22 protein-coding genes are annotated in these 21222 nt (G+C 72.4%); 6 read left to right on the plus strand and 16 right to left on the minus strand.

Annotation, left to right across the window (positions count from 1 at the left end):
• Positions 1-37: 37 nt before the first annotated feature.
• Together ACULK4_RS14470 and ACULK4_RS14475 are read right to left on the minus strand one after the other, a co-directional pair.
• The gene (locus ACULK4_RS14470; protein WP_445966269.1) at positions 38-667 is read right to left on the minus strand and encodes a hypothetical protein; all 630 of its coding nucleotides are present in this window, start codon (positions 665-667) and stop codon (positions 38-40) included.
• Positions 668-742: 75 nt separating this feature from the next.
• Positions 743-2746 (minus strand): bifunctional metallophosphatase/5'-nucleotidase, encoded by a 2004-nt coding sequence (locus ACULK4_RS14475; protein ID WP_445966270.1) that lies wholly within the window; start codon positions 2744-2746, stop codon positions 743-745.
• A 241-nt stretch (positions 2747-2987) separates the two neighbouring features.
• Here ACULK4_RS14475 and ACULK4_RS14480 point away from each other — a divergent pair, with 241 nt between their 5' ends.
• Positions 2988-3950 (plus strand): EamA family transporter, encoded by a 963-nt coding sequence (locus ACULK4_RS14480; RefSeq protein WP_445966271.1) that lies wholly within the window; start codon positions 2988-2990, stop codon positions 3948-3950.
• Between the two features lie 49 nt (positions 3951-3999).
• Here ACULK4_RS14480 and ACULK4_RS14485 read toward each other — a convergent pair whose 3' ends face one another.
• The 4 genes from ACULK4_RS14485 to ACULK4_RS14500 form a co-directional block, all read right to left on the minus strand.
• Positions 4000-6657, minus strand: a complete 2658-nt coding sequence (locus ACULK4_RS14485; protein WP_445966272.1) for a DEAD/DEAH box helicase — start codon at positions 6655-6657, stop codon at positions 4000-4002.
• Positions 6658-6912: 255 nt separating this feature from the next.
• The gene (locus ACULK4_RS14490) at positions 6913-7662 is read right to left on the minus strand and encodes a DUF1353 domain-containing protein (RefSeq protein ID WP_445966273.1); all 750 of its coding nucleotides are present in this window, start codon (positions 7660-7662) and stop codon (positions 6913-6915) included.
• A gap of 43 nt (positions 7663-7705) precedes the next feature.
• Positions 7706-8626 carry an AEC family transporter gene (locus ACULK4_RS14495; RefSeq protein ID WP_445966274.1) on the minus strand — a complete coding sequence of 307 codons (921 nt, stop codon included), beginning with the start codon at positions 8624-8626 and terminating at the stop codon, positions 7706-7708.
• A gap of 13 nt (positions 8627-8639) precedes the next feature.
• On the minus strand, positions 8640-9629 hold the full coding sequence (locus ACULK4_RS14500; RefSeq protein ID WP_445966275.1) for an aldo/keto reductase: 990 nt from the start codon (positions 9627-9629) through the stop codon (positions 8640-8642).
• A gap of 62 nt (positions 9630-9691) precedes the next feature.
• On the opposite strand from ACULK4_RS14500, the gene ACULK4_RS14505 reads away from it, so the two are divergent.
• Positions 9692-11665, plus strand: a complete 1974-nt coding sequence (locus ACULK4_RS14505) for a BCCT family transporter (RefSeq protein ID WP_445966276.1) — start codon at positions 9692-9694, stop codon at positions 11663-11665.
• 37 nt (positions 11666-11702) lie between these two features.
• Here the strand turns inward: ACULK4_RS14505 and ACULK4_RS14510 are convergent, their stop codons facing one another.
• The 5 genes from ACULK4_RS14510 to ACULK4_RS14530 are packed head-to-tail and all read right to left on the minus strand — an operon-like array spanning position 11703 to position 14454.
• Entirely contained in the window at positions 11703-12560 is an 858-nt protein-coding gene (locus ACULK4_RS14510; protein WP_445966277.1) for a PhzF family phenazine biosynthesis protein, read from the minus strand.
• Positions 12561-12610: 50 nt separating this feature from the next.
• On the minus strand, positions 12611-13147 hold the full coding sequence (locus ACULK4_RS14515; protein ID WP_445966278.1) for a metallophosphoesterase family protein: 537 nt from the start codon (positions 13145-13147) through the stop codon (positions 12611-12613).
• A gap of 50 nt (positions 13148-13197) precedes the next feature.
• The gene (locus ACULK4_RS14520) at positions 13198-13653 is read right to left on the minus strand and encodes a VOC family protein (RefSeq protein ID WP_445966279.1); all 456 of its coding nucleotides are present in this window, start codon (positions 13651-13653) and stop codon (positions 13198-13200) included.
• A 1-nt stretch (position 13654) separates the two neighbouring features.
• Positions 13655-14146, minus strand: coding sequence for an SRPBCC family protein (locus ACULK4_RS14525; RefSeq protein WP_445966280.1), 492 nt, complete (start codon positions 14144-14146; stop codon positions 13655-13657).
• The gene (locus ACULK4_RS14530) at positions 14143-14454 is read right to left on the minus strand and encodes an ArsR/SmtB family transcription factor (RefSeq protein ID WP_445966281.1); all 312 of its coding nucleotides are present in this window, start codon (positions 14452-14454) and stop codon (positions 14143-14145) included. Before ACULK4_RS14530 ends, ACULK4_RS14525 begins: the two co-directional genes overlap by 4 nt.
• Before the next feature lie 224 nt (positions 14455-14678).
• Here ACULK4_RS14530 and ACULK4_RS14535 point away from each other — a divergent pair, with 224 nt between their 5' ends.
• Both ACULK4_RS14535 and ACULK4_RS14540 read left to right on the plus strand, forming a co-directional pair.
• Positions 14679-15155, plus strand: coding sequence for a VOC family protein (locus ACULK4_RS14535; RefSeq protein ID WP_445966282.1), 477 nt, complete (start codon positions 14679-14681; stop codon positions 15153-15155).
• A 132-nt stretch (positions 15156-15287) separates the two neighbouring features.
• Positions 15288-15611, plus strand: a complete 324-nt coding sequence (locus ACULK4_RS14540) for a DUF7882 family protein (RefSeq protein WP_445966283.1) — start codon at positions 15288-15290, stop codon at positions 15609-15611.
• A gap of 84 nt (positions 15612-15695) precedes the next feature.
• Here the strand turns inward: ACULK4_RS14540 and ACULK4_RS14545 are convergent, their stop codons facing one another.
• Together ACULK4_RS14545 and cspE are read right to left on the minus strand one after the other, a co-directional pair.
• The gene (locus ACULK4_RS14545; protein WP_445966284.1) at positions 15696-16064 is read right to left on the minus strand and encodes a TFIIB-type zinc ribbon-containing protein; all 369 of its coding nucleotides are present in this window, start codon (positions 16062-16064) and stop codon (positions 15696-15698) included.
• Between the two features lie 169 nt (positions 16065-16233).
• A complete protein-coding gene (gene cspE, locus ACULK4_RS14550) occupies positions 16234-16437 on the minus strand; it encodes a transcription antiterminator/RNA stability regulator CspE (RefSeq protein ID WP_067944966.1) in 204 nt (67 codons plus the stop codon).
• Between the two features lie 323 nt (positions 16438-16760).
• On the opposite strand from cspE, the gene ACULK4_RS14555 reads away from it, so the two are divergent.
• Both ACULK4_RS14555 and ACULK4_RS14560 read left to right on the plus strand, forming a co-directional pair.
• Positions 16761-17579, plus strand: a complete 819-nt coding sequence (locus ACULK4_RS14555) for a sulfite exporter TauE/SafE family protein (protein WP_445966285.1) — start codon at positions 16761-16763, stop codon at positions 17577-17579.
• Positions 17576-17902: a DUF2510 domain-containing protein gene (locus ACULK4_RS14560; RefSeq protein ID WP_445966286.1), complete on the plus strand. Its 327-nt coding sequence runs from the start codon at positions 17576-17578 to the stop codon at positions 17900-17902. The genes ACULK4_RS14555 and ACULK4_RS14560 overlap by 4 nt, the downstream gene beginning before the upstream one ends.
• Before the next feature lie 21 nt (positions 17903-17923).
• On the opposite strand, the gene ACULK4_RS14565 is transcribed toward ACULK4_RS14560, so the two are convergent.
• The 3 genes from ACULK4_RS14565 to ACULK4_RS14575 are packed head-to-tail and all read right to left on the minus strand — an operon-like array spanning position 17924 to position 21201.
• Positions 17924-19327, minus strand: a complete 1404-nt coding sequence (locus ACULK4_RS14565; protein ID WP_445966287.1) for a hypothetical protein — start codon at positions 19325-19327, stop codon at positions 17924-17926.
• A gap of 7 nt (positions 19328-19334) precedes the next feature.
• Positions 19335-20144: a TIGR03943 family putative permease subunit gene (locus tag ACULK4_RS14570; protein WP_445966288.1), complete on the minus strand. Its 810-nt coding sequence runs from the start codon at positions 20142-20144 to the stop codon at positions 19335-19337.
• Positions 20145-20148: 4 nt separating this feature from the next.
• Complete coding sequence (locus ACULK4_RS14575) at positions 20149-21201, minus strand: permease (protein ID WP_445966289.1); 1053 nt, start codon at positions 21199-21201, stop codon at positions 20149-20151.
• Positions 21202-21222 lie beyond the last annotated feature (21 nt).

Genomic DNA, 21222 nt, shown 5'->3' on the forward strand with positions numbered 1-21222 from the left:
GCGCGCGGATGCGGATGCGGGGTCGTCGCGTGGCCGCTCAGGCGGCGAGGGACGATGCCGGCGGCCCGCGATGCCGCAGCGACGAGAGGAGGACGAGCGCGAGGTCCGGGGGCCCGTGCCGACGTGCGGCCGGGACGACGTGGCGCACGGCCGTCGCCACGGGCGACGCTCCGATCGCGCCCGCGAGCAGACGCAGGCCGCGCACCGCCGTGCCGAACGCGACCGCGACGGCTGCGGCGGCGTTGCCGACGACGGCCAGCATGGCGACCGTGAGCGCCGCCGCGGCGACATGGGCGACCGGCATCGTCACTGCGTGGCCGTGGTCGATGACGGCGGCCAGTCCGATCGCGTCGATCCGGATCGGCGCGGTCGTGCCGTGGGAGGCGTGCCCGGCGACGGATGCCGCGGGGCCGGGGCTCGGCGTTCCGAGCGCGTAGAGCAGGTGCAGGGCGGCCTGCGCGAAGAGGGCCGCGGCCGAGGCGCGCACGAGCGACATCCGTTCACCGGACAGCGCCATGGCGAGCGGCACGGAGAACGCCAGCGAGAGGGCGATCGCCAGCACGCCCGGCGGCGTGCCGCCGCCGACGGAGTGGGCGAGGGACGCCACGAGCGTCGCGAAGACGGCGATCGCCGCTCCGCGGATCGCACGCGCGCCCCGGGAAGTCACGTCCTCCAGCCTAGCCGCGGCGGGCACCGGAGAGGCCCCGGGCAGGGTGCCCGGGGCCTCTCGTGGTGGTTCGGCTCAGCCGACGTTCAGCGTGAACGAGCTGGTCGTGCCGGTGGAGGGCACGAACACGTCGAACGTGGTCGCACCGCTCGCCCCGGCGGGGACCGTGAACGTGACGCTCGCCTGGCCGACTTCGTCGGTCGTCGGCGTGTACGACGTGTCGATCGGCGCGCTGCCGAGCACGGTGGCGTCACCCGCGAGCGTGACCTGCGCCACGTCGGCATCGGTCTCGTCGCGCGTGAAGTCGAGCGACGACAGGTTCACCGTCACCTGGGCGCCCGCCGCGACGGACGTGCCGCCGGGCAGGTGCACGCCGACCGCGCGCTGCATCAGGTCGGGGGTCGCCGTGCCGAACGTGTCGAACCAGTCGACCATCGACTCGAGGTCGATCTTGCCGCTGTCGGACTTGTTCGCGCCGTCGTCCAGGGTGAAGAAGTTGTCTCCACCCGAGGCGAGGAACGAGTTGACGCCGACCGAGTACGTCGCCGCGGGGTCGATGAGCTCGCCGTTCAGGCGCATCTCCGTGATGTGCGATCCCGCAGCCGCCGTCGGGTCGTACGTGTAGGTGAACTCGGAGTTGACGCCGAGCTTGAGGAACGGACGCGAGGCCGAGGCGGGCTGCCACTGCTCCTCGAGCACCGACTTGATCTGGGCACCCGTGAGGTCCATCGACACCAGCGTGTTCGCGAACGGCTGCACGGCCGCGGCTTCGGCGTAGGTCACCACGCCCGAGGCCAGGTCGGCACGCAGACCGCCCGGGTTCATGAACGTGATGTCCACCTCACGCGTGCCGTCCACGTTGAGCGCCCAGAGCTGCACGTCGGCGACGAAGTTGCCGAGCGTGGACTCGCCGCCGCGGTTCTCGGGGAACGACGTGCTCGTCGCCGGGTCGGCGCGCACCGCGCGACCGAAGTTCGCGGCCGCATCTCCCAGCTCGACGCTGCCGAGCTCGGCGGCGACCTCCACGGCGTCCTCGACGATCACCGAGGTCTTCTGGTCGTCCTTGTAGGCGTATCCGACGACGTCGCCCTCCGCGTCGCGCACGGCGAGGTCGTAGATCGTGTTGTGCATCGACACGATCTCGTCGCCGCGGGTGTCGTACCGGATCACCATGTTGCTGAAGCGCTCGCCGTACTGGCCGCTCGAGATGACCGGCCGACCGTCGATCACGTGGTTGTACGCGAGGTGCGTGTGGCCCGAGACGATCGCATCGATGTTCTCGTTGGCGCCGTTCACGATCTCGCCGAACGGAGTGGTCGGGTCGATCGCGGACTCGATCGCGGTCGTCGCGGCGCCCTCGTGCACGAGCATGATGACGATGTCGGCCTCGCCGTTCGCGGCGTCACCGTCGCTGAGCTGGTCCGCGACCCGGTTCGCCGCGTCGACGGGAGCGCCGACGTCGATCTGCTCGATGCCCGCGGGGCTGACGAGCGACGGCAGCTCCTCGGTCACCGCGCCGACGAAGCCGATGCTGACGTCCTTGAACTCCTGCACCCAGTACTCCGGGAGCGCGGGGTCGTCGGTGCCTGCATCGTAGACGTTCGCACCGAGGTACTCCCATTCGGCGAGCGGCATGACCCGGTCGGTGAGGTCGGCGAAGCCCTTGTCGAACTCGTGGTTGCCGACCGCGCTGACGTCGAGGCCCGCCTCGTTGAGCGCCTCGATGGTCGGAACATCCTGCTGGATGAAGGACGTGAAGGTGGACGCGCCGATCATGTCGCCGGCCGCCGCGAAGACGGTGTCGGCGCTGCCGCGACGGATCTCGTCCACGGCCCGTGCGAGGGCGGCGATACCGCCGGCGGCGCCGGACTGCTCGAGGCGCCCGTGGAAGTCGTTGACCGTGACGAGGTTGATCTCGGCGATCTTCTCCTTGCCCACCGGCGGTGCGGCCTGGGCGGATGCGACGCCGCCGAGGGTGAGCGCGGCGGCAGTCGCCGTCGCGAGCGCGCCGGCGGCCAAGCGGCCGCGGGAGCGGGTCGTGGCGCGGGTGTCGCCCGCGCCGGGGGAACGATGCTGCATTGCGTGATCTCCTCTGCAAGACGGAAGCCGAGGGGAAGCAGTGCGCTCCCCGGCGTCGCAGGCGTCCGTCCTGAGGAACTCGGGTCGGACACTGATCGGCAGCCTAGGGTTCGGTTCGAGTCCGGGGAAGGGTCTTGACCCACTCGTCATCCACGGTTCAACGAATCGGCCGATTTTGCTCATATGAGCAGCCCCGTTCGCTCAGATGCGCAGCGCGGGCGGGCACGCCTAGGCTGGGCCGGTGCTCACCGCGGTCCTCTCCCTCAGCGGCGCGATCGTCTACGGCGCCGCGGATTTCCTCGGTGGCCTCGCCGCGCGCCGCCTCGGCGCGGTGCTCGCGACCGCGATCGCTGCGGTCTCGGGCCTCGTCGTCCTCGGCGCCGCACTGCCGTTCCTCGGCGGGGAGTGGTCGCCCGAGGCCGTCACGTGGGGCGCCCTGTCCGGCGTGACCGGGGCGTTGGCGATCTCGCTGCTCTACGCCAGCCTCGCGATCGGCCCGATGAGCATCCTCTCCCCGCTCACCGCACTGGTGTCGGCGATCACGCCGATGGCGTGGGGCACGATCGTCGGCGGCGAGCGCTTCGGCCCTGTGGCCGCGTGGGCGCTGGGCCTCGCGCTCATCGCGGTCGTACTGGTCGGGTTCGTGCCCGAGCGCGGCGCGGTGCGGCCGAGCACTCGCGGCCTGGCGTTCGCCACCGGCTCGGGACTCGCGATCGGCGCCTTCTACATCATCATCTCGCAGACCCCCGACGACTCCGGGGTCGTGCCGCTCGTACTGAACCGCGTGGTCAACGCGGGTCTCATGTTCGCCGTGTTCGGGGTCCTCGTGCTGCTGGCGCGGCGTTCGTCCCGCGCCCCGGCACTCGCCGCCGTGCGCGAGACCACCCCGAGAACGGATGCCGCCGCCCTGGCCGCCACCGCCGCGGCCGCGACGCCCCCGAGCCCCGCTTCGACCCCGCGCGACCGGCTGGTAGCGGGATTCGCGATCGCGATCGGGTGCGGACTCCTCGACGCGATCGCCAACGTGCTCATCCTGCTGGGCATCCGCGCCGGCGACCTCGCCGTGGCCGCCGTGCTCGCGGCGATGTACCCCGCCGGCACCATCCTGCTCGCGGCGATCGTGCTGAGGGAGCGCATCGCGCCCGTCCAGTGGGCCGGGCTCGCCCTCGCGCTCGTCTCGGCGGGCATGCTCGCGCTCGCGTAGGGCGGTCTCGAGACGCCGGGTCGGCTCCTCGACCCGCACGGCGCACACGTCAGAGCCGCACGACCTCGGCGATCCGGACGACCGCGAAGCCCTCGTCCGCCGACGCGACGAGGTCGACCTCGCCGCGGATGCGCCAGTCGTGGTCGCCGGCCGGGTCGTCGATGGTCTGCTCGACGCGCCAGACCCCGGCTGCGGCATCCGTCTCGTCGATCGCCACGAGCCGCGGCGACCGGGCCGGACCGCCCGCGAGGATCTCGTCGTGGTCGGCGTAGTACGCGTCGAGCACAGCGGGCCAGTCGACGTCGGGATCGAGTTCGGAGAGCTCCTCGTCGCGCTGCAGCGCCGCGAGCTGCACGCGACGGAACAGCTCGTTGCGCACGAGCACCGTGAACGCGCGGCGGTTCGTGACGACCGACGGCGGTGCGGGCGGCACGACGGGCGCCTCGTCCTCGGGCAGGTGCGAGCTCGGGTCGATGAGCTCGGACCATTCGTCGACGAGGCTCGAGTCGACCTGCCGTACGAGTTCGCCGAGCCACTCGATGAGGTCGAGCAGCTCCTCGTCCTTGGCCTCGTCGGGCACCGTCTGCCGGATCGCGCGGAACGCGTCGGACAGGTAGCGCAGCACGAGCCCCTCGCTGCGCTGCAGCTGGTAGAACGACACGTACTCGCCGAACGACATCGACCGCTCGAACATGTCGCGCACGACCGACTTCGGGCTGAGCTCGAAGTCGCGCACCCACGGCTGGCTCGACGCGAACGTCTCGAACGCATGCGCGAGCAGCTCGTCGAGCGGCTTCGGCCAGGTGACCTCCTCGAGCAGCGCCATCCGCTCGTCGTACTCGATGCCGTCGCGCTTCATCGCCGCGACCGCCTCGCCGCGTGCCTTGTACTGCTGCTGCGACAGGATCGGCCGCGGGTCGTCGAGCGTCGACTCGATGATCGAGACGACGTCGAGCGAGTAGTGCCCGGTCCCCTGTTCGCTCGTCGCGGGGTCGAGCAGCTCGATCGCGGCGAGCGCGAACGGCGACAGCGGTTGGTTGAGCGCGAAGTTCGGCTGCAGGTCGACCGTGAGCCGCAGCTCGACCCCGAGCGCTCCGCCGTCGACCGGCGACGAGTGATGCAGCTCGCGTCGGGTGATGCCGCTGCCGCGGTATCCCTCGGCGGCACCGGTATCACTCGGCGAAGTGCGGGACGGGGCGGCGGCGGGGACGAGCTCGACGACGCCCGCGTCGCGCAGCGTGCGGAGGATGCCGAGGGCGCGACGCGCGAGCTCGTACTGCCGGGTGCGCGGCTCGTGGTTGTCGAAGACCAGCGAACGGATGCCGCCGGCCACGTCGCCGCCGCGGCCGATCACGTTGATCAGCATGGCCGCGGTCAGCTTCAGCTGGGGCTGCAGCGGCTCCGGCTCGGCCGCGACGAGCCGCTCGAAGGAGCCCTCGCCCCACGTCACGAACCCGGCGGGCGCCTTCTTGCGCACGACCTTCTTGAGCTTCTTCGGGTCGTCGCCGGCCTTGCGGATCGCGGTCTCGTTCTCGATCTCGTGGTCGGGCGCGAGCACGACGACCGTGCCGGCCGTGTCGTATCCGGCGCGGCCCGCGCGGCCCGCGATCTGGTGGAACTCGCGCGCGCTCAGCTGCCGCATCCGTTGCCCGTCGTACTTCGACAGCGCCGTGATGAGCACCGACCGGATGGGCACGTTGATGCCGACGCCGAGCGTGTCGGTGCCGCAGATGACCCGCAGCAGGCCGCGCTGCGCGAGCGTCTCGACGAGGCGCCGGTAGCGGGGCAGCATGCCCGCGTGGTGCACGCCGATGCCGGCCCGGACGAGCCGCGACAGGGTCTTGCCGAACCCGGTCGTGAAGCGGAATCCGCCGATGGCCTCGGCGATCTCGTCACGCCCCTCGCGCGAGACGACGCGGATCGACGACAGCGCCTGCGCCCGTTCCATCGCGGCGGCCTGCGAGAAGTGGACGATGTAGACCGGCGCCTGCCGCGTCTCGAGGAGCTCCTCGACGGTCTCCTGGACCGCCGTCTTCGCGTACGAGAAGTGCAGCGGCACGGGGCGTTCGATGCCCGTGACCCGCGCCGTCTCCCTGCCCGTGCGGCGCGCGAGGTCGTCGGCGATCGCCGTGACGTCGCCGAGCGTGGCCGACATGAGCACGAACTGCGCGTGCGGCAGCGTGATCAGGGGGACCTGCCACGCCCACCCGCGGTCGGGGTCGCCGTAGTAGTGGAACTCGTCCATCACGACCTGATCGACCGCGGCATCCGCCCCCTGCCGGAGTGCGAGGTTCGCGAGGATCTCGGCCGTGCAGCAGATGATCGGGGCATCGGCGTTGACCGAGCTGTCGCCCGTGACCATGCCCACGTTCTGCGCCCCGAAGATGTCGACGAGCTGGAAGAACTTCTCGCTCACGAGCGCCTTGATGGGCGCCGTGTAGTACGTGCGCCCCCACGGACGGCCCGCGTCGCGGTCGGCGGCGGTGCGGGCGACGGATGCCGCGTGCGCGGCGACCGCGACGAGGGACTTGCCCGTGCCGGTCGGCGTCGACAGGATCACGTTCGCCCCCGAGACGAGCTCGATGACCGCCTCGTCCTGCGCCGGATACAGCGCGAACCCGCGGCCGTCGGCCCACTCGACGAACGCGTCGTACATCGCGTCGGCGTCGTACGGGCGCGGGGCGGCGTCGAGCAGGGTGGCGGTCATCCGTCCGAGTCTGCCCCATGCAGTCCTGCGCGGCGAACGGGCGCCCGGAGCCGGGCGGCGGGTGCCTCCCCCAAGGCGCCCGCCGCTCACGGCCGGGAAGGGGGGAGCCGGCCGGCGCTGCCGGTTCGGGTCGGCGTCGCGCTGGCCGGCTCTCCGGTCGGGCCCACGGTGACAGTTCCCCCTGCAGTCCGTGGTGCGCGACCGAGATCCACGGTACGGATGGTCCGGTCCGGTTGCCTCAGGGACAACCCTGAATCATCGGCGTTCCTCGGAGGGACGCGCCACGGTGGGCCGGACCACCGACCCCGGGTCGCCTCCGGCGAACACCTCCACGATCGCCTCGACGATGCGGAACGGGACCAGCGAGACGAAGTGCACGAGCAGCAGCGGTCCGAACGCCGCGAGCGGATAGGTGAGCGTCACGATGAGCGGCGCGAGCCCGCGCCACGGCAGCGCGGCCGCAGCCGGCACGATCGCGAGCGCCAGCCACCACGGCCCCGCGATCACCGCCAGCACCACGGATGCCGCGACGACGAGCACGCCGAGCCCGACCTGGCCGAGCAGCAGCCACCCGGTCGCACCGGCGTACACGCGCTCGCGGTCGGCCGAGACCCAGGCCCACATCAGCCACGCGCGCATGCGCGGAACGCCCTGCTCGAGCAGCGCGCGCCGGAAGACGAGGTCGTCGTCGCGCCGCTGCAGGAGCGCGCGCCGCCGATCGCCGAGCGCCTCGGCGGCACGCGACTGCGCGTCGTGCAGCACCGCGGGCGCCGACTGCCGGCCGTAGCTCGCGATGAATCCCCACAGCGGGCTCGGCACCGACGCGAGGTCGGTCACGCCGGCCGGGGGCGGTCCCTCCCCGGCGGCAGGCGCGCGGTACCGTCGGCCGCTGGCCGGATCGACGTACACGATCGCGTCGCGCACCTCGAACCGGTATCCGTCGGCGGGACGCTGGGCGAGCAGCAGTTCGTCGAGCGGGGCGCCGTCGTCGCGCAGGAAGGGCATGCGGCCTCCTTCGGGTCACGGCCCATCCTGCCGTGCGCCGCTCTCAGCCGAGCAGCAGCGACACGACGAACAGCACCGGGACCGACCCGACCGTGGTGAGGAACACGGTGTCGCGCGCCATGATCTCGGCCGTCTCGTAGCGCTGCGCGAAGACGAACACGTTCTGCGCGGTGGGGAGCGCCGCGAGCACGGTGACGGCGTAGAGCTCACGCCCCTCCAGCCCGAAGGCGAACGCTCCGACCGACCAGGCGACGGCGGGCATCGCGAACAGCTTGAGTGCCGACGCGAACACGACCTCACGAAGGCCCGTGCCCGGCTCGAACATGCGCTGCCCGTGCAGCGACAGCCCGTACGCGATGAGCATGAGCGGCACGGCGGCCTGGCCGATGAGCTGCACCGGATCCATGACGATCGCCGGCAGCTCGATGCCGGACACCGACACGAGCACGCCGAGGAGCGAGCCCACGATGATCGGGTTCGTGACGGTCGACCAGAGGATGCCGCGCACGGAGGTGCGCCCCTCGACGGTTGCGCCCAGCACGGCGAGCGCGATCGGGGCGAACAGCAGCAGCTGCAGCAGCACGACCGGCGCCGAGTACGCCGCGTCGCCCAGCAGGTAGAGCGCGATGGGGATGCCGATGTTGTTGCCGTTCACGTACCCGGCCCCGAGCGCGCCGATCGTCGTGCGGGCGACCCCTCGGCGCAGCACCGCGAGCGAGACGACCGAGAACACGACCATCATCGCGACGGCGGCGATCGCCGAGACGGGCAGCAGCGAGGAGAACAGCCGTCGCACGTCGGCGGTCGCGAGCACGGAGAACAGCAGGAACGGGGCGAGGACGCTGAAGTTCAGGCGCGCGAGGATGGGCCGCGCCTCGGGCCCCAGGACGCCGGTCCGTGCCGCGACCCAGCCGACCGCGACGGCGAGCGCGATGACCGCGAATCCGGTGAGGATGTCGATCACGGCCGGCCGGCCGTCACCAGCGGTGGTGCACCGACGCGCGGATCTCCCGGTCGTACAGGGCGCGCACGGCCTCGTCGAAGGCGTCCGGGAGCTCGAGGGAGCCGGCGGCGGCGTTCGCGCGCGCCTGCTCGGGGTTGCGCGCGCCTGGGATCACGGTCGAGACGCCCGACTGTCGCGCGACCCACGCGAGCGCGACCTGCGCGGGCGTGGCATCCGGCGCCGCCTCGCGGGCGAGCCTCGCGAACTCGGTCGCGGCGCGCACGCCGGTCGCGTAGTCGACCCCGGAGAACGTCTCGCCGACGTCGAACGACTCGCCGTGCCGGTTGTAGCTCCGGTGGTCGTTCGCGGCGAACTCGGTGTCGAGCGTGTACCTGCCGGACAGCAGCCCGCTCGCGAGCGGCACGCGCGCGATGATCCCCACGCCGTACTGCTCGGCGACGGGCAGCACCTCGTCGACCGGCTTCAGGCGGAACGCGTTGAGGATGATCTGCACGGTCGCGACGTTGGGCCTGGCGATCGCGGCGAGCGCCTCGTCGACCTTCTCGACGCTCACGCCGTACGCCGCGACGGCACCCTCGGCCACGAGGGTGTCGAGCGCGTCGTAGACCGCGTCGTCGACGTACACCGAGGTGGGCGGGCAGTGCAGCTGCACGAGGTCGAGCGTGTCGACGCCCAGGTTGCGCCGCGACCGGTCGGTCCAGGCGCGGAAGTTCGGAAGCACGTAGTTGTCGTGCTCCTGCGGCATCCGTCGGCCCATCTTGGTCGCCACCGTGACGCCCGAGCCCGGGTTCGCGGCCAGCCACCGGCCGATGAGCGACTCGGACCGGCCGTCGCCGTACACGTCGGCAGTGTCGAACACGGTGACGCCCGCCTGGTGCGACGCATCGAGCACGGCGAGCGCGTCGGCCTCGTCGACCTCGCCCCAGTCGGCGCCGAGCTGCCAGGTGCCGAGTCCGATGGCCGAGACGGTGCGGCCCGTGCGGCCGAGGGTTCGGGTCTGCATGGATGTCTCCTCCTCGACGGATTCCTCGTCCGAGCCTAGTGCGGCGCGTATCGTGGGACGGCATGGACGGGGACTCCACGACCATGCCCGCAGGCGAGACGGCGCGACGCCGGTTCCGATTGCCGAAGACGAGCATCGAGCGATGGGTGTTCTGGCCCGCGGCCGTCCTCGTCATCTCGTTCAGCGGGTTCGCACTGCTCGCCCCGCGCGCCGCGGAAGCCGCGTTCGGCGCCGTGCAGGCCTCGATCGTGAACGCCTTCAACTGGTACTACGTGCTCATCGCCGCGTTCTTCGTCGCGTTCAGCCTGTTCGTCGGCTTCAGCCGGTTCGGCGACATCCGGCTCGGCGCCGACGACGACCGCCCGGAGTTCTCGCTCGGCGCCTGGTTCTCGCTGCTCTTCGCTGCGGGCATGGGCATCGGCCTCGTCTTCTACGGCGCGAGCGAACCGCTCAGCCACTTCGTCTCCCCGCGGCCGGGTGTGTCGGGCACGCCCGAGCAGCTCGCGCAGGCCGCGCTCAGCCAGACGTACCTGCACTGGGGCGTGCACGCCTGGTCGATCTACGTGGTCGTCGGGCTGGCGCTGGCGTACGCCATCCACCGGCGCAAGCGGCCGATCTCGATCCGCTGGACGCTCGAGCCCCTCCTCGGACGCCGCGTCCGCGGGGCCTGGGGCAACGTGATCGACGTGGTCGCGCTCGCCGGGACGCTGTTCGGCGTCGCCACGTCGCTCGGCCTCGGCGTGCTGCAGATCGGCGCCGGGCTCGAGTCGATCGGCCTCGTGGAGCCCACCGCCGCCTCGCAGGTGCTCATCATCGCCGTGATCACCGTGTTCGTGCTCGCGTCGGTGCTCTCGGGCGTGACGCGGGGCATGAAGTGGCTGTCGTCGACGAACCTGGTGCTCGCCGGCCTGCTCGTGCTCTACCTGCTCGTGTTCGGGCGGACCGAGTTCCTGCTCCGCGAGTTCGTCCAGTCGATCGGCACGTACATCCAGACCTTCGTCGGCCTCTCGTTCAACGTGAGCGCGTTCCAGGGTGCCGCCGGCGAGACCTGGCAGGCGTCGTGGACGTCGTTCTACTGGGGCTGGTGGATCTCCTGGGCGCCCTTCGTCGGCATCTTCATCGCGCGGATCTCGCGCGGACGCACCGTCCGGCAGTTCGTCGCGGGCGTGATCCTCGTGCCGACGCTGATCGGGATCCTCTGGTTCAGCGTGCTCGGCGGGTCGGCGCTCTTCCTCGAGCTGACGCAGCCCGGCAGCCTCGTCGGTGCGGGGGGCGAGGTCGACGTCGAGGGCACGCTGTTCGCGCTGCTCGACTTCTTCCCCGGGTCGGCCGTGCTCACCGTGGGCGTCCTCCTGCTCATCACGATCTTCTTCGTGACCTCGTCGGACTCGGGCGCGCTCGTCATGGGCATGATCGCCACGGGCGGCCAGATCAACCCGCGCAAGTGGGTGCGCACGTTCTTCACGCTCATCACCGCGCTGCTCGCGATCTCGCTCCTGCTCGCCGGCGGGCTCCGGGCGCTCCAGACCGCGGCGATCATCATCGCGCTGCCGTTCAGCGTCGTCATGCTCATGATCTGCTGGTCGACGATCATCGCCTTCAGCCGTGAGCGTCGCGCGTACGAGCTCGCCAGGCGCGCGCAGTTCGTCGACCAGATCGGCGAGTACTACGGACTCGAGGTCGAGGCGCCGCTCGAGCAGGGTGCGGTCGCCCGCGGGCCCCGATGGGTGCGGCAGCTCGGCCTCGCCTTCCGCCCCAGGCCGACGCCCGAAGCGCCGCCCGCAGCGCCGCCCGCGATCGAGCCGACGGATGCCGCCCAGCCGGTGCCGCTCCGGCCGGTGCTCACGCACATCGACGGCGAGCTGCCCCTGCGGCATCCGTCGCGACGCGCGAAGGACACGTTGAACGCCGAAGCGGGCGGCGTGCCGACCGACGACGTCGACGACATCGTGGAGCACGACCCGCGCGCCCGGGGCGACGTCGCCGAGGTCCCGGACCGCACGACGGACGACGACGGGCGCGATCCGCTGCACTGAGGGCCGTTGGGGACGCCGAAGCGCCGGAGCCGGACCGTCAGCCGATCGGCACGGCGGCGCCGCTCACGACGATGCCGCCCGTCTCGGGGATGTCGACGACGAGCTCGCTCGGCCGGCCGACGTGACGGCCCTGGACGATGACGACGCGGGCCGGCGGCGTCACCGCCCCGAGCGCTCGCAGGTAGCCGCCCACGGCGGCGGCCGCGGCGCCCGTCGCCGGATCCTCCGAGATCGCGCCGACCGGGAAGATGTTGCGCGCCTCGAAGCGCAGCCCGCCGTCGGCGTCGGGCTGCCGGTGCAGCACCGTGATCGTCGCGGGCCACTCCCGCGCGTCCATGAGCGCGCGGGCGGCGGCGGGGTCGAAGGTGAACGCGTCGAACGCCGCACGGTCGGCGACGACGACGACCGGGTGGCGGTTGCCCGCGAACGAGATGCGGGGCGGATGGCGCTCGTCGAGCACCGACGCGTAGAGGCCCAGGAGCGCGAGGATCTCATCGAGCACCGACTCGGGCATCGGCTCGACGAACGGCTCGACGCTCGTGAACGCCGCTCGGAGCTCTCCGTCGACCTCCGCGGTCTCGATGCCGACCTCGCCGACCGGCGTCGCGAAGCGCACCCGGCCGGGCCCCTCGCGCTCGGCGATCGCGATCGCGGTGGCGACGGTCGCGTGCCCGCAGAACGGCACCTCGGCGACCGGCGAGAAGTAGCGGATGCCGCGGGCGTCGCCCTCCGCTCCGGTGACGAACGCGGTCTCGGCGTAGCCGACCTCGCCGGCGATGCGGAGCATGTCGGCCTCGTCGAGCCCGGCCGCATCGAGGACGATGCCGGCGGGGTTGCCGCCGGCCGGGTCGGACGTGAATGCGGCGTAGCGGAGGATCCGGGGTGCGGGGGCCATGGAACCATCGTCGCCCGTCGGCCCCGGGCGCGTCGCGGGCCAGTCCCGGATCAGTGGCCTTCGTCGTGCCGCGACGGCTCCCGCCACGACGGGTCGACGGGCACGAGCCGCACCTCCTCGAGCCGACGTCCGCGTGCGGTGGCGGTCATGAAGGTCGCCACGGGCTGACGGCGCCGGTCGGTCGGCGAACCGGGGTTCAGCAGGCGCAGGCCGCTCGGCGCGGTGGTGTCCCACGGGATGTGGCTGTGCCCGAACACGAGCACGTCGACGTCGGGGAAGGCGGCCGCCATGCGCGCCTCGCGTCCGGACGCGGCGCCCGTCTCGTGCACGACGGCGATCCGCACGCCGGCGACCTCGACGCGGGCGACCTCGGGCAATCGCCCGCGGAGCGCAGCCCCGTCGTTGTTGCCGTGCACGCCGACCAGCCGTCGGGCGCGGGCCTCGAGCGCGTCGAGCGTCGCGACGTCGACCCAGTCGCCGGCGTGGATGACGAGGTCGGCGGCGTCCACGGCGGCCCACGCCTCGGGCGGGAGGTCGCGTGCCCGGGCGGGCACGTGCGTGTCGGCGAGGAGGACGAGCGAGGTCACCCGTCCATCCTCGCCGCGCACGCGGCATCCGTCATCTGGGCTCCCGTACCTCAGCCGGCCGCGTCCTGGGCGTCGAGCTCGGCGCCGAAGCGCTGCCGCGCCTCGACGGGGATCAGCGGTCGCTCGCCGCGCGCCCGGATCTGCTGCACCGCCCAGGTGTTGCCATCCGGGTCGCTGAAGCCGAAGAACGTGCCGCCGTCGCGCGGGTCGATCACCTGGATCGGACTCGCGTCGACGCCGCGCGCGACGAGTTCGGCGCGCGCGGCCTCGGCGTCGGCGACGACGAGTTGCACGCCCTTCAGAGATCCGGGCGTCATCTCGGCCTGCGCGGGCAGCGTGCCCATCACGATCGAGCAGCCCGAGCCCCTCGGCGTGAGCTGCACGAACCGGTGCTCGCCGGCGTGCGTGTCGTGATCGAGCTCGAAGCCGACCCGGTCGCGGTAGAACTCGATCGCGCGGTCGAGGTCGCTCACGGGAACGATCACGACCTCCAGCGTCCAGTCCATGTCACGCCTTCCCTTCGAGGAGGGCGTCGAGACGCTCGAAGCCCTCGGTGAGGCCTCGCTCCATGCCCGACTGCACCATGCCGTCGCGCGCCTCGAGGCTCGGGTAGACGGAGTGCCCGCGCAGGCGCGTGCGGCCGTCCCCGAGGTCCTCGAACGTCATCGACTCGACGGCGACGACGTCGGGCACGCCCTCGAACTCGAAGGTCTGCACGGCGAACTCGTTCTCGCGGACCGTGTGGAACGTGCCGTTGAACCCCCAGGCGTTGCCGTCGGGATCGGTGTGCACGTAGCGGTAGCCGCCCTGCGTGCGGAAGTCCCACCGCTCGATCGTCATCTCGTAGCCGTTCGGCCCGAGCCACTGCTTCACGAGCTCGGGGTCGCGGTGCGCCGCGAAGACGGCGGAGACGGGCGCATCGAACACGCGCTCGATGTCGATGTAGGGCAGGCCGTCGGGGGCGGTGATGGTGACGGGGTTGCGGGTCTCGGTGGTCATGACGGTGACTCCTTCGGGTCGGTGCCGGCGACGAGCAGTGCGTCGAGCCGGCGGTACTGCTGCTCGTGGATGAGGCGGTACCGGTCGATCCACTCGGTGAGCGTCTCGAGCGCGGCCGCGTCGAGGTGCACGGGGCGACGCTGGGCGTCGCGGCTCCGGGTGACGAGTCCGGCGGACTCGAGCACCCGGATGTGCTTCGACACCCCCTGGACGGTGATGTCGAACGGTTCGGCGAGTTCGTTGACCGTGGCGGGTCCGCGGCTGAGCCGGGCGACGATGCGTCGGCGTACGGGGTCGGCCAGTGCCATGAAGGCACGGTCGAGCCGTTCGTCGGCATCTTCGGGTCCCATATTCAACCAATCGCTTGATCAACCTATCGGTTGTTAACATACGCCGGTCGTGTCGAGCGGTCAAGAGGGGCGGATGCCGCGGCATCCGCCCCTCGCGCCCGCACCGCGCGGCGGGGCAGAATCGCACCACGCGTTCCACGTCGGCGATGCGCCGAGACCGAACCAATGACCCAGGAGGCCCCATGCCCGTGCTGCTCACCCCGTACCTCAGCTTCCGCGACGAGGCGCGTGCGGCGATGGAGTTCTACCAGTCGATCTTCGGCGGCGAGCTCAGGCTCGACACCTTCGGCGACTTCGACGCGAGCGAGGACCCCGCCGAGGCCGAGAAGATCATGCACGGCCACCTCGTCGCCGGCGACCTCAACCTCATGGGCGCCGACACGCCGAACGAGATGCCGTTCGAGGCGGGCACCAACTTCGCCGTGTCGCTGAGCGGCGAACCCGAGGACGAGGCACGACTCCGCGAGTACTGGGACCGTCTCATCGAGGACGGCGCGGCCACGGTCGAGCTCGAGACCTCGCCGTGGGGCGACGCGTTCGGCATGCTCGTCGACCGCTACGGGATCCAGTGGATGGTCGCCATCGGCCGCCCCTCGCCGGCCGCCCCGACCGAACGAGCGCACGAGCCCTCCGCGCCGGAACGACCGGCGGAAGGCTGACGGCATCGGCGGAGCATCCGATATCGGAACTGGTACGGCCGATTTTCGCTAGACGTTCTAGTAAAACGATAGGCTCGCGTCACCGAACAGCAAGACGGACCGAACGAGGTCCGCGACGATCGAGGGGACACGATGGGACAGCTCGCGTACGGGTTCGACGGCCACCACTACGTCATCGACGATCGCACGCTGCGCCACCTGCGCGCCGCCATGTTCGCCAAGCTCCGCCGACGGGAGCCGTTCGCACTCACGCTCCGCGGCGACGCCACGGCCGGCAGCGCGGCCGAGACGCTGTGGATCGAGCCGGCCATCCCGCTCCGGTTCGTGTTCGACGCCGAGGAGTCGGGCCCGCTCGACCGCGAGTGGCTCGAGCGGCTCGTCGCCGCCGCGAACTCCGCAGGCGGCATGCACGTCGAGACCGAGGCGACCGAGCCGCCGCTCGCGCTCGTCGGCTGACGACGCCGATCCCGCGTCACGCGAAACGGGCCCCGGCGCCGCCATCGGCGGTGCGGGGCCCGTTCGCGTCAAGGACGTCGCAGGTCAGTCGAAGAGCTCCGAGAGCCAGTTGTCCTTCTTCGGCTTGCGCGAGTACCCCTGGTCGTAGCCGCGCTGGTCGTAGCCGCGCTGGTCGTCGCGGCGGTCGTCGTAGCCCCCGCCGGCCCGGCGGAGCACGTCCATCGGGTTCGCCGGATAGCCCTGCTGCTGCGGCGCGGGCTGCTGCGGGGCCGCCTGCGGCGCGACCGCCGGCGCCGCCGGAGCGGACTGCCCGAACTCGCGCGCCGCGCGCTCGATGATCTTGTCGAGCTCGCCGCGGTCGAGCCACACGCCTCGGCAGGCGGGGCAGTAGTCGATCTCGATGCCGCTGCGCTCGCTCATCACGAGGACCGCGCCGTCGGTGGGGCACTGCATGGGACTCCTCCATCGGGTCTGGGTGTGGCACGAGCCTAGGGCGCGACGCTCGGAGGATGCTCGGACGGCGTCCCGGTCCGCCGATCGCGGGGCCCGGAGACGGCGAACGCCGGGGCGGACGTGAGTCCGGCCCGGCGTTCGGGTGCGACGCGCGATGCGCGTCGTGCGCTCAGATCGCGCGGATGTTCTCGGCCTGCGGGCCCTTCTGACCCTGGACGACCTCGAACTCCACGTTCTGGCCCTCGTCGAGCGAGCGGTAGCCGCTGCCCGTGATGGCGCTGAAGTGCGCGAAGACGTCGGCGCTGCCGTCGGAGGGGGCGATGAAGCCGAAGCCCTTCTCGGCGTTGAACCACTTGACGGTTCCGGTTGCCATGCTGTGTATTCCCTTGCTTCGAACCGGGCCGAACTCTTCGGCCCGTCACGTTCGGCCGTGCGGCCGTCCGCAGTCCGTCGACGGATGTCGTCGGACGATGTTCGAGGGTGCGACGCCGTGACGGCGGCGATCCCTCGCTCTCGGGTCATGCCTGCGGATCGTGCCGCCTCCGGGCAATCAGTCGTGACACGGGCGGGCGCCCGCAAGTTGGAGGAATCTTCAGGCTATCCCATCCTCCCTGTGCGTCCGCAATACGTTTCCGTAACGTCTTACGGGAAGTCCTGCCCATGGCCGGGGTCCTCCGCGTCGATACAGTGGGACGGATGTCCGACCAGCCAGCCGACGCCGACGCTCCCGGGCCGCGGTCGGCCTCGCCGATCCGGCTCGCGATCGTGGGCGTGCTCGGCGGCCTGCTCTCCGGCGCGTTCGGCGTGGGCGGCGGCATCCTGATGGTCCCCCTGCTCATCGTCCTCGCCGGAATGGACCAGCGGCGGGCGGCCGCGACCTCGCTCGCGGCCATCGTGCCGACCGCGGTCGTCGGCTCGATCGCCTACTTCGCGAACGGCGAGGTCGACCTCGCCGCCGCAGCGCTCGTCGCCGCCGGGGGCATCGCCGGGTCGTGGATCGGCTCCCACCTGCTGCGGAGGCTGCCACTCGGCTGGCTGCGCTGGGGCTTCATCGCGCTGCTCGTGCTCGTCGCGGTGCGCCTCGTGGTCGCGCCGCCCGAGCGGATGTCGACCCCTGCGGAACTCGACCTCGGGGTCGGCGCCGCGTACGTCGGGCTCGGCTTCGTCGTCGGCATCGCCGCGGGCCTGTTCGGCATCGGCGGCGGCCTCATCATGGTGCCCGCCTTCATCGCCGTGTTCGGCATGGGCGACCTCCTCGCGAAGGGGACCTCGCTCGCCGCCATGATCCCCACGTCGATCTCGGGCACGATCGCGAACCTCCGGGGCCGCATGCTCTCCGCGCGCGAAGGCCTCATCGTGGGCATCGCCGCGACGCTCGCCGCACTCCCCGGCGTCGCGCTCGCGTTCCTGCTGCCGCCGACGATCGCCGCGTGGCTGTTCGCCGCGCTCCTCGTCGCCGCGGCCGTGCAGCTGACGATCCGTGCGATCCGCGCCGGCCGGGCGGACCGCACGTGACCTCGCCGACGCGAGTCCCGGGGTGGCATCCCGACGAGACGGATGCCGCGCTCCTGCGCTACTGGGACGGTTCGGGATGGACGCCGCACACCGCTGCGCGCACCGGCACATCCGCAGAGGCCGCGCCGCATCGCACGGTGCGCCTGGCCGAGCCCGGGGCCGCGTCGGCGTCCGACCACACGACCGTGCCCACGCCCCCGGCGGCCGGAGGGGACCGCATCGCGGTGGCACGAACCGGCGCGCTCCCGGCCGGCGGCACGGTGACGGCGGCGGCGGCGATCGTCGTGGCGACGGCGGCGCTCGCGGTCGCGCTCCTCAGGTGAGCCGGGGCGACCCGGCGGGCGTCAACGGCACCAGTCGGTGAGTCCGCCCGCGAGGCTCAGCACGACCCGCCTCGTGTCGACCTCGACGAGCGTCGTGATCGTGTCGGCGGCCCAGGGTTCGTCCTCGTAGCCGTCGTTCCCGGCTCCGGCGGAGCCGGTCTCGACGGCGACGAGCGAGCCACCCGGCGAGAGGCAGTGGTCGAGCACGGCGGAGCCCTCCGGCGGTGCGTACACGATGGCGGTGCCCGCGGCATCCGCTCGCGCGACGAGCGACGCCTGCCCCCCGTCGCCGTCGAACACGAGCACGTTGAGCAGGTGGGCGCCCTCGGCGTCGAGCGAGGTCACGCGTCCCGGATAGGCGCCCTCGGGGAGGTCGGCGGGCGGAAGCTCGAGCGTCGCGGTCTCGCCGGTCGCGAGGTCGATGGTGGCACCGCGGTCGGGGTCGGCGACCACGACCGTGCTCGTGCCGGGCAGCATGCCCCGCAGCTCGGTGTGCGAGCCGAGCGGGGTCGGCGCGCGCAGGCCGGTCGCGTCGACGAGGAACATCGCGCCCTCGCGGTCCCGCACCACCACCGAGGCCGAACCGGGTACGAAGGCGTAGTCGGCCACCTGCATGGGAGATCCGTCGAGCGCGAGCACGGGCTCGGGTGAGGCCGTCGCGCCGTCGGCGACGTCGAGCAGGTTGAGCGTGCCGGCGCCGTCGCCGGTGTCCTGCACGAAGCCGAGGAGCGGTCGCGTGGTCGAGCCCTGGAGGTCGCGCAGGTCGCCGGCCTGCGGCAGCGCGAGCCGCGCGGGCTCGGCCTGACCGGCCGACGCGATCCGGAGCGCGTTCGTGCCGTCGTCGAGCAGCTCGATCGCGGCGATCACGTCGCCCGCGTGCGCGAACGCTTCGATGCGGGGCGCCTGGAGCACGACCTGCGGCTCGCCGCCGCCCGTGTCGGCCCGCACCACGGTGTCGTCGCCCTCGGCCCCGCGCCGCTGCAGCACATGCAGCGCCTCATCGGCCGTGCGGAACCCGTGCCGCAGCGTGGAGCCTGGTCCGCCGCCCGCCGCGCGCACGCCCGCGACCTCGACCACGTAGTCCTGCGAGGGGCGCAGCGGGGCGGCGAACTCGACCCGCACGACGCGGTCGTCGACCGACACCGCGGCATCCGTCGACGGTTCGACCGTCACCGCGGTCGCGTCGAGGCCGGCGACGGGCTGGTTGAGCCGGAACTCGACGGCCGCGCCCGCGAGCCCGGTCGCGTCGTCGACGGCGGCGACCGTGTCGAGCACGCGCGGGCCTCGCAGCGCGTTCGCCGCACCGAGCACGACGACGAGCACCGCCAGCGCCGCGACGATCGCGACGACCAGGCGCGTGAAGCGCGTGGATGCCGGCACGCCGGACTGCGGCTCGGAGGACGCCCGTCGCCCGGACGGGGACACCCGGGGATCAGAAGACATACGGCTGCTCCGGCTGCTCGGTCGGCTCGACCACGTCGGGCAGCAGCACCGGCGACGTGCCGCCCGCGGGGTCGTCGCCGAGCCGGCCGTTCGCGACGACCCAGTCGTCGGCGTCGAAGCGGTCCTGCCAGCCGGGCAGGTGCACGGGCACGCCGACCGGCTGCGCGTCGACCGCGCAGCACGTGACCGTGAACCGGGCGACGTAGAAGACGTCGTCGTCGTCGGGCGACGGCAGCACGAACCCGGTCACCTCGATCGGGTCGGCGAAGTCGCCCGGGTCGGGATCCTGCCGCAGGATCAGCGCCCAGTCCTTGACCGTGAACGACGACGTGTCGCCGCCGACGAGGTCGGGCGCGGCCGAGTCGGGGCCGACGGCCGCGGCGTTGAGCTCGCGGTTCTCGGCGGTCGCGGTCGTGAGCGTCGCGGGCGGCAGCGCGAGCAGCGCGACCGCCGTCCCGGCCACGATCGCGAGCCCCGCCGCGGTCCCGAGGCGTCGGCGAGCGGATGCCGCGGGGCCGGTGCCGGGCGCATCGTGGTCGTGATCGTCGTGCTCGTGCCCGGGCTCGTCGTGCTCCGACCCGTCGTCGAGCGTCGTGCCCGCGGCATCCGTCGCACGTCGCCGCACGAGGGGCACCACCGCGAACGCGGCGACCACGAACACCACCGCGATCACGGCCATCACGACGGTGAAGACGAAGTACCGCGGGTGGATGTAGAACCCCAGTCGATTCGTCGCGGCGAGCCACAGCGTCGCAATGACGCCGATCGCGGCGAGGATCACGCCCTGCCAGCGGCGCACGGACTCACGCAAACGCGTTCACCCCCAGCCCGATCGCGGCCGCCGCGAGCGCCACCACCGCGGTGACCTGCACGAGCGTGCGCGCGGTGAACGTCGTGCGCATGAGCGCGAGCATCTTGATGTCGATCATCGGGCCGAACACGAGGAACGCGATGATCGCGCCCGGCAGGAAGGTCGAACTGAACGCGAGCGCGAAGAACGCGTCGACGTTCGAGCAGATCGAGATCACGAACGCCAGCAGCATGAGCGCGACGACCGACCAGACCGCGTCCTGCCCGACCGTGACGAGCACGTCGCGCGAGACGGCGATCTGGATCGCGCCCGCGATCGCCGAGCCGACCATCAGCGCCGGGAGCATCGCCGAGGTCTCGTCGGCGAACATGCGCACCGCCCGGCGGGCCTTCGCCGGAGCGGCGGCCCGGCCGCCCGCGGCGTGCGCCGCCTGCTCGTCGGCCGCGTGCGCGCACGTCGCCTGGAAGTCGGGAGTGAGCAGCCGCATCGGGTCCGGGTGCCGGCTGAACAGCCAGCCGATGAGGTTCGCGACGAGGAAGCCGCCGATGATGCGCCACGCGAGGATCCCGTCGTCCCAGCCGAACGCCTGGTACGTCACCACGATCGTCACGGGATTCAGGATCGGCGCGGCGAGCAGGAACGTCATCGACTCGCCCACCGACAGCCCGCGCAGCATGAGCCCGCGCGCGAGCGGCACGTTGCCGCATTCGCAGACCGGCAGGAGCACGCCGAACAGCGACACCACCGCGCGTCGGACCCACGGCGTGCGCGGCAGCCGCCGCATCAGGAAGTCGGCCGGCAGGAACAGCTGCACGGCGATCGAGAGCACGATGCCGAGGAACACGAACGGCAGCGACTCGATCACGACGCTGATCGCGAGCGTGATGCCGTCGCGCACTCCGTCGGAGAGCGCCTCGCCCGTCTCGGCAGGCGCGAACAGGCGCACCGAGAGCAGCGCGAGCAGCGCGGCCACGCCCACGGTGAACCCGATCGTGCGACGGGTGGTGGGGGCGGGCCGCGCCGGGGCATGCACGCGGGAGGTCATCGCCTCAAGGGTAGACAGCGA

It is taken from the genome of Agromyces selenitireducens, assembly GCF_052748465.2.

Coding starts and splice junctions, on each gene's coding strand:
- ACULK4_RS14555 (WP_445966285.1), top strand. CDS start 16,761: ATGTCCGACCAGCCAGCCGACGCCGACGCTCCCGGGCCGCGGTCGGCC.
- ACULK4_RS14520 (WP_445966279.1), bottom strand. CDS start 13,653: ATGGACTGGACGCTGGAGGTCGTGATCGTTCCCGTGAGCGACCTCGAC.
- ACULK4_RS14540 (WP_445966283.1), top strand. CDS start 15,288: ATGGGACAGCTCGCGTACGGGTTCGACGGCCACCACTACGTCATCGAC.
- ACULK4_RS14535 (WP_445966282.1), top strand. CDS start 14,679: ATGCCCGTGCTGCTCACCCCGTACCTCAGCTTCCGCGACGAGGCGCGT.
- ACULK4_RS14490 (WP_445966273.1), bottom strand. CDS start 7,662: ATGCCCTTCCTGCGCGACGACGGCGCCCCGCTCGACGAACTGCTGCTC.
- ACULK4_RS14530 (WP_445966281.1), bottom strand. CDS start 14,454: ATGGCACTGGCCGACCCCGTACGCCGACGCATCGTCGCCCGGCTCAGC.
- cspE (WP_067944966.1), bottom strand. CDS start 16,437: ATGGCAACCGGAACCGTCAAGTGGTTCAACGCCGAGAAGGGCTTCGGC.
- ACULK4_RS14500 (WP_445966275.1), bottom strand. CDS start 9,629: ATGCAGACCCGAACCCTCGGCCGCACGGGCCGCACCGTCTCGGCCATC.
- ACULK4_RS14525 (WP_445966280.1), bottom strand. CDS start 14,146: ATGACCACCGAGACCCGCAACCCCGTCACCATCACCGCCCCCGACGGC.
- ACULK4_RS14485 (WP_445966272.1), bottom strand. CDS start 6,657: ATGACCGCCACCCTGCTCGACGCCGCCCCGCGCCCGTACGACGCCGAC.
- ACULK4_RS14505 (WP_445966276.1), top strand. CDS start 9,692: ATGGACGGGGACTCCACGACCATGCCCGCAGGCGAGACGGCGCGACGC.
- ACULK4_RS14575 (WP_445966289.1), bottom strand. CDS start 21,201: ATGACCTCCCGCGTGCATGCCCCGGCGCGGCCCGCCCCCACCACCCGT.
- ACULK4_RS14475 (WP_445966270.1), bottom strand. CDS start 2,746: ATGCAGCATCGTTCCCCCGGCGCGGGCGACACCCGCGCCACGACCCGC.
- ACULK4_RS14510 (WP_445966277.1), bottom strand. CDS start 12,560: ATGGCCCCCGCACCCCGGATCCTCCGCTACGCCGCATTCACGTCCGAC.
- ACULK4_RS14545 (WP_445966284.1), bottom strand. CDS start 16,064: ATGCAGTGCCCCACCGACGGCGCGGTCCTCGTGATGAGCGAGCGCAGC.